At 60.5% G+C, this 14484-nt stretch carries 9 protein-coding genes; 5 read left to right on the top strand and 4 right to left on the bottom strand.

All coding sequences use genetic code 11. The annotated features are described in order from the left end of the window. Together mgtA and VJ651_RS10650 are read left to right on the top strand one after the other, a co-directional pair. Positions 1-2532: a magnesium-translocating P-type ATPase gene (mgtA, locus tag VJ651_RS10655; RefSeq protein WP_324107437.1), complete on the top strand. Its 2532-nt coding sequence runs from the start codon at positions 1-3 to the stop codon at positions 2530-2532. 103 nt (positions 2533-2635) lie between these two features. Then, complete coding sequence (locus VJ651_RS10650; RefSeq protein ID WP_324107436.1) at positions 2636-3601, top strand: alpha/beta hydrolase; 966 nt, start codon at positions 2636-2638, stop codon at positions 3599-3601. Positions 3602-3730: 129 nt separating this feature from the next. Here the strand turns inward: VJ651_RS10650 and VJ651_RS10645 are convergent, their stop codons facing one another. From VJ651_RS10645 to VJ651_RS10630, 4 genes are all read right to left on the bottom strand, one after another. Then, positions 3731-4084, bottom strand: a complete 354-nt coding sequence (locus VJ651_RS10645; RefSeq protein WP_324107435.1) for a c-type cytochrome — start codon at positions 4082-4084, stop codon at positions 3731-3733. 83 nt (positions 4085-4167) lie between these two features. Next, positions 4168-6213, bottom strand: a complete 2046-nt coding sequence (locus VJ651_RS10640; protein WP_324107434.1) for a cytochrome c3 family protein — start codon at positions 6211-6213, stop codon at positions 4168-4170. Between the two features lie 221 nt (positions 6214-6434). Continuing rightward, complete coding sequence (locus tag VJ651_RS10635) at positions 6435-8786, bottom strand: MtrB/PioB family decaheme-associated outer membrane protein (RefSeq protein ID WP_324107433.1); 2352 nt, start codon at positions 8784-8786, stop codon at positions 6435-6437. Between the two features lie 15 nt (positions 8787-8801). Next, positions 8802-9776: a DmsE family decaheme c-type cytochrome gene (locus tag VJ651_RS10630; RefSeq protein ID WP_324107432.1), complete on the bottom strand. Its 975-nt coding sequence runs from the start codon at positions 9774-9776 to the stop codon at positions 8802-8804. Positions 9777-10623: 847 nt separating this feature from the next. Here VJ651_RS10630 and VJ651_RS10625 point away from each other — a divergent pair. From VJ651_RS10625 to VJ651_RS10615, 3 genes are all read left to right on the top strand, one after another. Beyond that, positions 10624-11577 (top strand): DmsE family decaheme c-type cytochrome, encoded by a 954-nt coding sequence (locus VJ651_RS10625; RefSeq protein WP_324107431.1) that lies wholly within the window; start codon positions 10624-10626, stop codon positions 11575-11577. Between the two features lie 15 nt (positions 11578-11592). After that, a complete protein-coding gene (locus tag VJ651_RS10620; RefSeq protein WP_324107430.1) occupies positions 11593-13818 on the top strand; it encodes an MtrB/PioB family decaheme-associated outer membrane protein in 2226 nt (741 codons plus the stop codon). 454 nt (positions 13819-14272) lie between these two features. Next, a partial coding sequence (locus VJ651_RS10615) for a transposase (RefSeq protein ID WP_324107429.1) occupies positions 14273-14484 on the top strand: 212 nt, incomplete at its 3' end.

Here is a 14484-nt window from a genome sequence, read left to right as displayed (position 1 = left end):
ATGGCAACAAGCGATCCGTACTGGAGCACCAGCCTTGCCGCCCTGATGCGGCTGCTGGATACCCGCATCGAAGGGCTGTCCGGCGAGCAGGCACACATCCGCGCAATGCGGCATGGCCCCAACGCCATGGAGGCCGAAGATGAATTGCTCGCGCTGTCTCTGTTGCTGCGCCAGCTTGCAAGTCCGCTCGTCCTCATCCTCGTGTTTGGCGCCGTGGTTTCGCTGGCGCTGCAGGACTGGACCAACGCCGTCATCATCCTCGTCATCGTTCTGGGCAGCGTCCTGCTCGGATTCTCGCAGGAATACCGCGCCTCGCGCGCGGTCGCCCGCCTGCGCCGAAGCCTTGCGCTGACCGCGCGGGTTTTCCGCGATGGCAAGCTGCAAGCCTTGCTGGCCAGCGACCTGGTGCCGGGCGACATCATCCGACTGTCGGCCGGCAATCTCGTTCCCGCCGATGGCGTGGTGATCGACGCCACCGATTTTCTGGTGACCGAAGCCAGCCTGACCGGCGAACCATTCCCGGTCCAGAAGCAGCCTGGCGAGCTCGCAGCGGATACGCCTGTCGCCGAGCGCACCAACTGCGTCTATTCCGGCACGTCGGTGCGCAGCGGCACGGCAACCGTGCTGGTGGTCGAAACCGGACGCAGGACAGCGCTCGGCGCCATCGCCGCCAGTCTCAAGTCGAGCGCCCCGGAGACCGAATTCACGCGCGGCGTGCGGCAATTCGGCTATCTGCTGCTGCGCGTCATGCTGATCACGGTGATCTTCGTGCTGGCGGTAAATCAACTGTTCCATCGTCCCGCCATCGAGTCGCTGCTGTTTGCCGTCGCTCTGGCGGTCGGACTCTCCCCCGAGCTGCTTCCCGCCATCGTAAGCGTCACCCTGTCGCATGGCGCGCGCGCCATGGCACGGCGCGGCGTCATCATCCGCCGGCCGGAAGCCATCGAGAACCTGGGGAGCATGGATGTCCTCTGCACCGACAAGACCGGCACCCTGACCGAAGGCGTGATCGACCTCAACGACGCGGTCGATCCCGATGGCAACACCTCGTCCTCGGTGCGATGGCTGGCCTATCTCAACGCGGCCTTCGAAACCGGCATCGAAAACCCGCTCGACGCGGCGCTGATCGTCGCGGGCGAGAAGGAAAGGATGAGCATCGACGGCCTGCGCAAGATCAATGAAATTCCCTATGACTTCATCCGGCGCCGTCTGACCATCGTGGTCGAGGAACCGGCGTCGCGGGACCGGCATCTGATCATCACCAAGGGCGCATTCAGCAACGTGCTCGAACTCTGCACCGCGATCGCATCGGCCAATGGCGAGCGCCCGCTGGACGATGAGGCGCGCCGCAAGCTGCAGGACTACTATGAACGCAAGGGACGGGAAGGTTTTCGCGTGCTTGCCGTGGCGACTCGCCATGCGGAGCCCAAGGCCGACTATGTGCATGACGACGAAAGCGCCATGGCATTCGCCGGCTTCCTGCTCTTCTTCGATCCGCTCAAGGCCGGCGCAGGGAAAACCCTGCACGACCTGGCCGCACTCGGCATCCGGGTCAAGATCATTAGCGGTGACAACCGTTACGTCGCCGCTCATGTCGCGGAAGGCCTCGGGCTGGAATGCGCGTCGATGCTCACCGGCGCGGAGATGTCGCGGCTGAACGAAGAATCCTTGCGCTATCGGGCCGAGCGCACCGATCTGTTCGCCGAAGTCGATCCGCAGCAAAAGGAGCATATCGTGCGCACGCTGCAGCGCGCCGGCCACGTGGTCGGCTATATCGGCGACGGCATCAACGACGGTCCGCCACTGCATATCGCCGACGTTGGCATTTCCGTGGACAAAGCGGTCGACGTGGCGCGCGAGGCAGCCGACGTGATCCTGCTGCGGCCCGACCTGGACGTGCTGTGCAACGGCGTCAGGGAGGGCCGGCGCACCTTCGCCAACACGCTCAAGTACATCTGCGTCACGACCAGCGCCAACTTCGGCAACATGATGAGCATGGCATTCGCCACGTCGGTGCTCGATTTCCTGCCGCTGAGCGCCAAGCAAATCCTGCTCAACAATTTTCTCTCCGACATTCCCTCGATCGCCATCTCTACAGACAATGTGGATCGCGAACGCGTCGAGCGTGCGCGCCGCTGGAACCTGCGCGAGGTGCGTCAGTTCATGATCGTGTTCGGCCTCGTCAGCTCGGCGTTCGACCTGCTCACCTTCGCCACGCTCATCAAGGTCTTTCACGCCGACGAGGCCACCTTCCAGACCGCCTGGTTCGTGGTCTCCGTGCTGACTGAACTGGTGGTGGTGCTAGTGCTGCGCACTGCGAAGCCCGCGTGGCGCAGCAAGCCATCCCGCCTGTTGCTGGCGACGACGACGCTGGTAGGCGTATTGGCGATCTGCCTCCCCTCCATTCCCTACATCGCGCGCGTGTTCGGTTTTATTCCGCTATCCTGGCCGCTGGCGCTGACGGCAATGGCCATCGTGCTCGGCTATATTCTCTGCACCGAGGCGGTGAAGCGCAGGTTCTTTGCGCCTTGAAGCGTCCGGCGGGAGGATGCAATGCGTGGCGGTTGCAGACGCCGGGGGGAAGGGCCGGCATTCCGCCAAAACAATTTTTCCGACTTAACCCATCATGATCCCCATGAGAACATCATTTTGCATCGTCCTGCTCTCACTGAGCTTTGCACTGCCCGCTGCCCACGCGGGCCGGCTGATGGAGCGCCGTGCCGCCGATCTGCAGGACGACGACAGCGCCGGAACCGTTTCAAGTCTTCCGGCCGGCGTCACGCTGCGCCGCGATGTCCCTTACGGCGAGGATCGCCTGCAGCGCATGGATGTCTACCTGCCGGCGCAGGCGAAGAACGCCCCGGTCATCGTCATGGTCCACGGCGGCGGCTGGCGGCGCGGTGACAAGACGATGCGTTCGGTCGTCGAAAACAAGCTTGCGCGATGGTCGGCAAACGGCTTTGTTTTCATCTCGGTCAACTACCGGCTGCTGCCGCAGGCCGACGTGGCGCAACAGGCCGACGACGTGGCCAAGGCCCTGGCCACCGCCCAATCCCAGGCGGAAAGCTGGGGTGCCGATCCTTCCGCTTTCCTGCTCATGGGGCATTCGGCCGGCGCGCACCTGATCGCCCTGCTCTCCGCCGATCCCTCGCGCGCATTCCGCCTGGGCGCGAAGCCCTGGTTGGGCACGGTTGCGCTCGACAGCGCAGCACTCGACGTGGCGCAAATCATGCAGGGACGGCATATGCGGCTGTATGACCCCGCCTTCGGCGCCGATCCGGCCTACTGGAAGTCCGTGTCGCCCTTCCACGCGCTGTCGTCGAAGGCGGTTCCGCTGCTGGCCGTGTGTTCGAGCCGCCGCACTGATTCCTGTCCCCAGGCAAGGCAATTCGTGTCCGCCGAGGAGCGGCTCGGCGTGCGCGCATCGGTGCTGGAGGAAGATCTGTCGCATCGGCAGATCAATGAAGAACTGGGGCTGCCCGGTGCTTATACCAGCGGGGTCGAGCAATTCATGCGATCGCTCGGCCTGGCGGTGGCGGACAATGCGGCGCCCCTGCCCTCGCGTGCCCCGGCCAGGCGTCGCTTCCTGCGAAGAGAGTAAGCGCCCCTTTCTTCGCCGAAATGAAAAAGGGCTGGCACTGCCAGCCCCAACGCGATTCGCATCGCGATTGCATCAACGGGTCAGGATGACCTTCTGGGTATTAGCCCCGGAATCCCGCCGTTCCCTCGCTTAGTGCGAAAGAACCCATTTCGCGATAGCCTTCAGATCGCCCTGGTCCTTGGTCTCGATGATCTTGTGCTCTTCCTCGGTGCCGTCTTCCAGCTTGACCTTCGGTCCCGTGGTGATGTTCTTGATGATCTTGGCTTCGCCGTCCGGCTTGGCCTTGAGATCGGCGGCGATCTTCTTGTACGACGGCCCTTTCTTCGTCTTGTCCACTGCGTGGCACTTGAAGCAGCCTTGCTTCTTCAGGTAAGGCTCGACGTCGGAATCGCTCAGGGCGGCGAAGGCGTGCGTCGACACGGACAGGGCCACCGCGGCGGCGGCCATTCCCAACAGCTTGCTGGTGATGGTGTTGAGTTTCATGATGCCTCTCTCTAAAAAATGAAATACCAGTTTTACTTCCGCCAAATTTAGAACCGGGGGACGGGCGCCCCGGGTTAACAATTTCAATGTCCCAAGAATCCGTTCACCACCATCGTGAGCAGACTCAGGCCGACGACGATCAGGGTGAAGCCAAGTATCTTGGCGCCCAGCGTCATCGGTTGCGACGGCGCATCCACCAGGTACTTCTTCAATTCTCCCGTGCGCACCAGGCGATCATACTCGACACGATGCTCGTGGCGGAACTCTTCCAGCGGGAAGGTGCCGGTGAACATCACCGTATCCAGCGGGAACTTGTCCGGACGGAAGTGGTTGTTGAAGAAGTGGACGGTGAACAGGAACACCACTGCCAGGATCGCTTCTTCGCCGTGGAAGATCATCGCGACGTTGAACACCCAGCCCGGCAGGTAGCTCGCGGTCACATGCGGGAACCACATCATCAGGCCGGATACGCCGATGATCGTGACACCCCAGAACGGTGCCCAGTAGTCGAACTTCTCCCAGTAGGTCCAGCGATCGAATACCGGACGTGGTGCCAGGCCGAAGAACCACTTGAACATGGCGATGATGTCGGTCAGATCCTGCAGGCCCGGGATCAGCGAATCCGGCCCGAAGATCTTGAACTTCTTCCAGTTCTTCGCCAGCTTGATGCCGACATAGAAGACGTGCCAGATGAACACGATGCCGAAGATCGTGGCAAAGACGCGGTGGATGCTGCCCGCAACCTTGTAGCCGCCCAGCGTCTTCATGATCACGGGTGCCCATGCAGCGTCCGGGAAGAACAGCGGCATGCCGGTCAGCGTCAACGCCATCAAGCTCAGTGCGAACGTCAGGTGGGCGATACGCCAGGTCGCGGTGAAGCGCTGGTAGTGTTTGCCCTTCAATTCTTCAGGCAGCGCTTCCACATTCACATGCGGGCGCAGCTTGCGTTGCTTGCGTTCCTTGTACTCACGATAGAACCAGAGCAGCGTGTGGGTCCAGAAGAAGGCAAAGGTGCCGACCAGCAGACCGATCATGAAGTTCTTGGCCAGCCAGATCTGCGGATAGGTCTTGAAGTCGCCGGCGGTGCCGTGCGGCTGGAAGGAGACGAAACCGGCTGTCGCGTCGGCACGGCCCTTCTTCTCGGAATGGCATTGCTTGCAGGTTTTCAGCAGATTCTTTTCGTTGACCTTGGACTCCGGATCCTTCTTCGGCTGAATGCCATGGCTGCCGTGGCAGTCGAAGCACTTGCCGGTCTCGGCATAGCCCAGGGCCGTCACCTGGCCGTGGTAGGTCGATTTGTAGGACTTGTAACGGTCGGTATGGCAGTTGCCGCAGGAAGCCGTGATCTTCAGCTTGGTCGGATCGGCCGAGGTGTTGGCGACAGCATGTGTCGTATGGCAGTCGGAGCAGACGGCAGCCTTGATATTCTTCTTTTCGAGAACCTCTTTCCCATGAATGGAATCCTTGTACTCTTCGAGCTGATCCTCGTGGCATTTTGCGCCGCAGGTTTCCGCGATGGTCAGGCGGTTTTCCGCGCGGCGCGTGGTGCCCACGGGGGCGACGTCGAAGGTATGGACGTCATGGCAGTCGTTGCAGCCCGCATTCGCGCGGTCCGGCTCGTCCTTGTTGGGACGTGCATGCAGCGATTTCTTGTAGGCCTCGATGTTATCCACCACAGCGCCCAGACGCGCCTTCTGCGTGGTCAGACCGTCCTTCTTGGCCTTGCTCCATAGCGTCTCGTGGCAGGAGATGCAGTCCGGCTTTTTGGCCGTGGCGGACTTCTGGTGCTGCGCCTTGGCATCGGTGATTTCGGTATGGCAGTCGACGCACTGCATGGTCGAGTGCACGCCCTTGCCGTACTTCACCGGATTGATCGCATTCAGTGTGCGTTTCTCGCCGCCGGCGGTCGGCGCTTCCAGCTTGCCCTTCTTCCCGTCATGGCAGCCTTCACAGCTTGCGTTATCGAGCTTTTCCGCAGTCGGTGCGGCGGCCGCGGGCTTGGCGTCTTCTGCGGAGGCAGGCGCCAATGTGAAGACGCCGGCAAGGCAGATAACCGCTGTCAGCGCCCAGTTCTTGAGCTTCCGGATCGGCACAGCCGTCCTGTTTCGGTAAGCGAGCGATTTGGTCATGATCTTAAGGAGGGTGTTTAATTATTCGGTACTACGGTGTATTCGGTATTACGAGAATGCAACTTTCGCGCCAGGCCGGACACGAGCCTGAACGGCCGGCACGCGCCAAAAGAAACGCCCCTTGCGGGGCGTTCAAACAGAGACTGGCAACGTGAACGCTCCACCGGGTGCCACAGACATGCTGGTTGATCCGGCGGAGCGCCATATCGGGGTGCCTGACCTTACTGGAACTTGTAGATGTAGGTCACACCGATGAAGCTGACGTTTTGCGTCTGCTTGGCACCGACAGTCGTGTTATCGGCGAACGTGAACGGCACACCGTTGCTTGCCCAAGTCCATTCAACCAGTCGTGCACGTTGATGGATCAGGTCGAGGCGGACGTCCGCGTTCTTCTGCAGCGCATACTTGCCGAAGAAGCTCAATGTCGTCGTACGGAACGTCACGTCCGGCAGACCGATCGCAGCCTGGGCGAGGTTGGCTGCGGTGGCCGGCGCACCCGTTGCCGACGGCGCGGCGTCGATGCCGTACTTGTTGATGTCATTGAGGTAGGACAGGTTTGCACCAACCAGCAGCTTGCTGCTCAGCTTGCCATCCACGCCGAGGCCGAAAGCATCGCTCCGGTCATTGAGAGCCAGCATGTAGCCCGTGCTGTGGTTGATATGCAGGGTCTGATCGCCGTAGGATGCATAGCCGTTGAGCTTCCAGTTGTCGGTCAGGGCGTAGGACATGTCAAGGCTGTACATCTTGAACGCCGAATCACGCCAACCCTTGCCACCAGCTACCGGGTTGAAGAAATTCGTGTTCTTGTCCTTGCCGTCTTCCAGACTGACCTGCACCGTCATACGCTCGCTCGGAGTCCAGTCGGCAGACAGCTTCCACTTGTCGCGCTCCAGATCCACCATGTTCATCGGCATGATCGTCGTCGCCGACAGACCGACCAGCGTGGATGCCGGCACCGTTGCACCGTAGCCTGCACCTGCCGCCGCGGCGGCAGCACTGGTCTGCAGCGAGGTCCAGTCGGATCCGCCGCGCTTGCTGCTGGAATAGCCGATCGCGCCATTGAGCGTTTCCGACATGTTGCGACGCAGTTCAAGGCGATAGCCCGTTTCCGAGTTTCTCGCGCGCAGGCCACCCAGACCGGCGACGATTTCATCGCCGGCAGGCGTCGGCACCTCGCGTTCGATCGAGGCGTAGTCCGCACCGATCGTCGCACGATAGTTGGCCGGCAGCAGATAGCTGGCTTCCAGCTTGCCGTTGACCTTGGTCGACGTCACATGGTTGTTGTTCCAGAACTCGCCGACATTGGTATAGCTGGCGGGGTTGGTGGCCGGCGTTACCGCTGTCGCCTCTACGTTGTACAAGGCGTTCGGTGTCTTGTCGTCCTTGTTCTCGTAGCGAACATTGGCAAGCAGGGAGAGCTTGTCGATCGGACGCGTGGTGAATCCGACTTGTGCCAGTACGGTGTCAACGCGACCGCCAAGGTCGGTCACGCCAGCCGGAGCACCGCTCAGACCCGCGCCGGCGAAGCTGGCGTTCTGCGTCGCATGCGTGTACGCATACTTGAAGTTCGCCTTGGTCTTGGGCGTGAACGCATAGTTGCCATCAATGTAGATCTGATGCGCCTGGTTGTCCGGCGGCAGCGCCATCGCCGACTGCAGGTTGTTTTGCAGGCTCGTACCGCCACCCGCGATGATGTTCGTGCCGACGGCCGGATAGCCCGGGAAGGGTTGGCCGAGGCCGTTGTTGAACAGGTTCGGCACCACAGGATTCAGGCTACCGTTCGAGTTCGAGTAGAACGAACCGTAGTAGCCCGCGCTCAACATCAATTTCTCGTCATGGAAATTGAGCTTTGCATCGATCTGCTTGGTGTTGGAGTTGATCGGCTCAGCCAGCAGCAGGAGCGCATTCTTCACGAATGCAGCCTGACTGATGGCTGCCGTCGTGGAACTGCCGCAGACGTAGGCTGCGCAGTCATATCCCCTGCCCCACAGCCTCGCGCCGTCCTTGTCCTCGTTCTTGAACTCGGTAACGAATTGCAGCGAAGGCGAGACCCATTTTTCGAAGCCGAGCATGGCGTTCTTGCGCTTCGTCTTCAGGTCGACATCCGTGCCGCTGCCCGGCGTGGCCAGGCGGTTGATCGTGGGCGTGCTGGTACCGACACCGGTCATGCCGGTATTGATTGTGCGCGGATAGATGCGCTCCAGTTCGCTGTATCCCGCCTTGACCTTCCAGTCGCCTTGCTTGTCGTAGCGGAAGCCGAGTTCGCGCGTGCTGAGGCCGAGATCGGTGCCATTGAACTGCAGCCAGGTTCCGGTCGCGTCGTCGCGCTTGAGATAGTCGAAGTTGAGCAAGCCGTAGGCGCTGTGGTCGCGCATGCCGTTGTACTGGCCGAACAGTGCGCGGTCCTTGCTGTCGCCGCTGACGGCACCTACGCCGACGCTGACGAAGCTTTCGGGCGTGGTCAATTCAGCGACGCTCTGGCCATCGTCGGCGCATGCCGGGCCGAAGGCCGCGAGCAGCGCGAGCGCGATAGCAGTTTGGCTCACGCCAAGATGTTGTTTCGAGATTTTCATGATGTTAGCCCTTTCTTAGCGGAACATGAACTGCGGCGTCGGGTTGGTTGCGCTCGGATTATTGCTTCCGTGCACCTGCGTATGGCAGTTCATGCAAGCCCTTGCCTGAGTCACGTTGATGCCGCTCTTGCCTGCACCGTTGACCGTTGGCGCCGTAACCTGTGCTCCTGCAACTTGAGGAATGAAACCACCGTGCGGTGTATGGCATTGATGGCAGAGGAACGGCGGACGTGCCTTCAGCAGGCTCTCTGCAACGGTGCCGTGCGGGTTGTGGCAGTTACCGCAGTCCTCGTCGACCGGCGAGTGGTTATGCACGAACGGGCCGCGCTTCTCCATGTGGCAGGTGTAGCAGGTCTCGTTGACGCTGTTACGCTTCATCAGCTTCGGGCTGACCGAACCGTGCGGCTGGTGGCAGTCGGAGCAGGCGACCTTGCCTTCGAGGATGGGATGGTGCGAAGGACGGCTGACCTGGGCGCGCTGTTCCTTGTGGCAGGCGAAGCACACTTCAGGCTGGGTCTTCTTGTCCATCACCTTGTCGTGGCCGGCATGGACCGTGTGGCAGGAGGAGCAGCTCACATCGCGCGCCTGGTGCGTGCTGCCTTCCCAGTGCGAGCGGTTTGCATCCTTCTTGTGGCAGCTCAGGCAGGCTCCGCTGCGCTGATCTGTCGAGTTGGTGGAGTTTTTGGCAAAGGTGACGTCGGGCTTCGGCGGCTTGTCCTTGCCCTTGTAGTCGGCGTGCTTGTCGCTGTCGCCGTGGCACTTGGTGCAGGTCGGCGTGCGCTCGTCGGCACGCGTGCCGTGACGCGTCTTGCCGATGGCCAGCAGCTTCGGCGAATCGGCCTCGTCATGGCAGGCGGTGCACTTCGCATCGCCCTTGAGCACCAGATCCTTGGCGTCCGGTTTGGCGGCATCCGCCGCGAAAGCCGGCGCAATGCCAGCCACCCCTATCGCAAACGTCACTACCGTGACGACCTTTTTCCAGAGCTTCATCAGCTTCCTCCCTATGGTTCAACTTCGATTCTTGCGTTTGCCGGTTTCCGACATCGGCAAGTCTTTATGCTCCGTTCGTGCGATCTGCACTCGACTTCAACGCACGAATATCCACATAGCAAGAAGGGTATCGACTCACCACCCTTTGCACAACGCTCTATGTTGCGAATCGCACGATGATTCGCAAAACTTTTCAAATTGTTTGATATGGCGCAACTTTTCCAGACACTGAAAATCGATTGCATCAATACGACGATTCTTATTCGATTCCCGATGGGAGTCGTCGCATGAAATGCATGCGCGAAGACGCTTCATCGATGCTTCTCCAAATCGAGAAACCTGCCGATACATGCTCATCATTTCTTCTTCATTCTCATTTGAAGAGAGCCTCCATCATGCGCAATTCATTCTTCTCTAAATCGAGAATGCAGAAGGCACTCGTCCGTGATGCGGTGCTATGAAAACAGGCACAGGCTCTCGATCACCACTTCTCTAAATCGGGAATCAATCTCTTCAAGCTAACGCAGATCAAAGACTTTCTATCACGTCTTGATCTATTCGTTGCGTATGCCCACAAGCCCTTATTTCACATCAAAAGATTCAAAAGTTTTCGAGTCCATCCGCGCTATGAAGAACAGCGAAGTTGTATAAAGAATCGCAACCCTACCCTCCATCACGCGCGCATCGTTGCCTAAGCAAAAATCAAACCGGGTGTCGATGAGAGGCGAAAGAAGGCGCTCTGCAATCGATTAGTCCGGTCGCTGAAGACGCACGAAGGGCGAGCAGGTTTGCAGTCACCGTGAACCGGCAAAAGCAGAAATCGAAGTGAACCATAGGGAGAACACTGATGAAGCTCTGGAAGAAGGTCGTCACGCTAGTGACGTTTGCGATAGGGGTGGCTGGCATTGCGCCGGCTTTCGCGGCGGATGCCGCCAAGGACCTCGTTCTCAAGGGCGATGCGAAGTGCACCGCCTGCCATGACGAGGCCGATTCGCCGAAGCTGCTGGCCATCGGCAAAACCAAGCATGGCACACGCGCCGACGAGCGCACGCCGACCTGCACCAAGTGCCACGGCGACAGCGACAAGCATGCCGACTACAAAGGCAAGGACAAGCCGCCGAAGCCCGACGTCACCTTTGCCAAAGACTCCTCGAATCCGGCCCAACAACGTAGCGATGTCTGCCTGGGCTGCCACAAGAAGGATGCGAAGCGCTCCCATTGGGAAGGCAGTACCCACCAAAGCCAGGAAGTGGCCTGCTCCTCCTGCCACACGGTCCATGCCGGCCATGACAAGGCTCTCGACAAGAAGACGCAGACCGAAGTGTGCTTCGCCTGCCACAAGGAACAACGCAGCCAGGTCAATCGCATCTCTCATCACCCTATCCTCGAAGGCAAGGTCGCCTGCTCCGATTGTCACAACCCCCATGGCTCAGTCGGTCCGAAACTGATGAAAGGCGACAGCGTAGTCGAAACCTGCTACGCCTGCCACATGGAGAAGCGCGGCCCGTTCGTCTGGAACCACGCGCCGGTCAGCGAGGACTGCGCAATCTGCCATAACCCCCACGGCAGCAATGTGGAAAGCATGTTAAAGACCCGTCCGCCCTTCCTGTGCCACCAATGCCATACACCGCACGGTGGGAACCTTGCGCAGTTGACCAACCAGTCTGCCCGCCCGACAAGCGTCGGCAGAAATGGTGTCACCTACACCCAGGGACGCGGCTGCGTGAACTGCCATACACAGGTGCATGGCAGCAACAACCCGGCGGCTGCTCAACCCACTCCGCAGTTCATGCTCCGCTGAGAAAGGGCCAATATCATGAAAATCTCGAAACAACATCTTGGCGCCAGCCAAACTGCTATCGCGCTCGCGCTGCTTGCAGCCTTCGGCCCGGCATGCGCCGACGAGGGCATCGACCAGTACATCAAGCCTGACAGCTCCGTGCGCGTCGGTGTGGGTGCCGTCAGCGGCGACAGCAAGGACCGTGCGCTCTTCGGTCAGTACAACGGCATGCGCGAGCACGACTTCTACGGCCTGCTCGATGTGGACGTCAACAAGCGCGATGAGGCGAGCGGCACCTGGACTATCTTCAAGGCGCGCAACCTGGGTCTGGACACCCGCGAGCTTGGCTTCGGCCAGCAAAGACAAGGCGACTGGAAGTATTCGGTTGAATACGGCGAGCTGGTGCGCAACTACCAGAACACGATCAACACCGGCATGCAGGGCATCGGCTCGGCTACCCCGACGGTAACCGCCCTGACTGCGCCCGGCACGGGTCGCGACGTGGATCTGCAGACCAAGCGCAAGGCTGCCACGCTGAACTTCGCCAAGTGGATCTCGCCGAATCTCCAGTTCGAAGCCAACTTCAAGAACGAGGACAAGGACGGCGCCCGACTGTTCGGCCGAGGCCTCAACTGTGCCGCGAGCGCATCGGCGACCAGCCATATCCTCTGCCCACCGGGAGGCTCGGGCGGGATTCTGCTGCTGCCGGAGCCGATCAACTCAACCACGCGCCAGGCCGAGGCCAGGCTCACTTTCTCCGGCGAGAAGTTCCTGCTCAGCGCAGCCTACAACGGATCCTTCTACGACAACGCGAATGGATCCTTGCGGCCGACCATCGCGGGCAACTTGTTCAACCCGAACGGAAGCGTGCTCAACACGGCGGTCGCGCCCGGCAGCACTCTCGCCGGTTACATGACGCAGGCAATGGCATTGGCGCCCGACAACCAGGCGCACAAGTTCTCCCTCACCGGCAACTACGCGTTCACACCGGCGACCAAGGCGACCTTCAAGTATGCGTACACCTATGCCAAGCAGGATGAGGACTTTGCCAGCATGGGGCTGACCGGCGGACCTGCGGGCGTATCCAACCTCGGCGGACGCATGGACACGACGCTCGCACAGGCCGGTGTCACGTCGCGCATCATGCCGAAACTCACCCTTGCCGCCAACGTGCGGTACGAGGACCGCAACAACAAGACACCAGTCGGGCTCTACTCGGCCGATGCCGGCGAAACCAACAACCAGGGTTCGCAAACGAAGCTCAACGGCAAGGTCGAAGCCATCTACCAGTTTGCTCCCGGCTATCGCGGAACGCTCGGCGTGGATTACGAGAAGGTCGATTTCGGCCGTCCCGTCAGCACCTCGGCTCCCGGCGGCCTGAACCTGTTGCGCGAGAATACGGATGAACTGTCGTACCGGATCGAGTTGCGGCGAAGCCTGTCCGAAACCTTTACTGGCGCGATCAGCTACATCCGCAGCGACCGCAATGGTTCCGACTGGCTGCAAGCGGCACTCGGCACACCGGTGCTCACCGACTCGCAGGCGGCAGCCGAGGGCGGCGGCCGGCCGGTCACCCCGACCATGTTCCAGGACCGCACGCGCGACAAGGTCCGGCTGTCGGCCGACTGGACACCGCTGGAGCGAGTCTCGCTGCAGTTCCTCATCGAGGACGGCAAGGACAGCTACGATTCCCCGCATAACGGCGTGTTCAAGGGGCTCGGCGACACCGATGCGAAGTTCTACGGCATCGATGCATCGTTTGCGCTGTCCGACAACTGGAAGATGTCCGCGTACTGGAACCAGGGTGAGGAATCGCAGCACGTCAACCACAGCCTGTACGTTGGCTCGCTGTCCAGCAAGACCAGCAGCATTGGCCTGGGCTTGAACGGCAAGGTCTCCGGCAAGGTCGAACTGGGCGGCAACCTGACTTTCACCGACGACAAGTACAGCTATCAGCAAGGGCTGGAAACGGGTTCCAACACGGCCGCTACGATCACCACCAACCAGGCGTTCCTGAACACGACGGGCGGCTTGCCGGACACCGCCTATCGTGCGACGACGCTGAACCTGTTCGGCAAGTATGAACTGAGCAAGAATTCGGGCCTGCGTCTCGACCTGATTCACCAGCGTGCAAAATTCAATGACTGGGCCTGGACCTATGGCGGTGTGCCGTTCTTCTTCTCGGACAACACCTCCGTCAGCGGTCAGCAACAGCAGAACGTCACGTTTATCGGGGTGAGCTACCTCTATAAATTCCAGTAAGACGCGCGCTGTTCACGCGATGCTCCACCGGCCAAGGGAGAAGCTTCCCGCGGCCCGTGGAGCATTATTTATTTTGAAGCTCACACTTTTCCACGCAAAGTTCTTTTTCAACGACCTTGGGGCTCAGTGCTCTTGCATGCGCATGGAGTACGCTAGCGCCGATTTCGAACTGGTTTAGCAGGCTGTTGAAAAACGTAGCGAGCGGGGCGAGATTGGGGCCGAGGAGCGCACGCGTACAGAGTGGTACGCAGAGCACCGCAGGCCCCAAGGTCGACCCGCGCAGTAGTTTTTCAACAGCCTGCTAGTACTACTGCGTCATTAGCTGGGAAAGCGGGCGCTGACATGGTTTTCAGGAGGTTGCATAAAGTCATTGCTTTACCTCAGTTCAAAGGGGTGGGGGATTTTTCATTAAGCGGCGGCGTCTCATTGCTTGTTGATGCGCGGGAGCCGTGAGATGAAGGCGGATGATTTTGAGGAATATCTGGATTACCTGGCACCGGCGCTGGCGCATGCGGACCGGGTGAACGGACTGAAAGATTACTGTGCCGGGTTGATGCTGCCGCTGGAGCGCAAGAGCGTCGAGCCGTTGGCAGCCCATCTTGACCCGCTGCACGTGAGTGCCAAACACCAGTCGTTGTTGCACTTCATTGGGCAGTCGGCGTGGTC

The sequence above is a fragment of the Noviherbaspirillum sp. genome (genome assembly GCF_035254865.1).
Classification (GTDB): domain Bacteria; phylum Pseudomonadota; class Gammaproteobacteria; order Burkholderiales; family Burkholderiaceae_D; genus Noviherbaspirillum.
The sequence above is the reverse complement of the archived record's forward strand: the minus strand, read 5'-3'. Positions and strand labels throughout refer to the sequence as shown.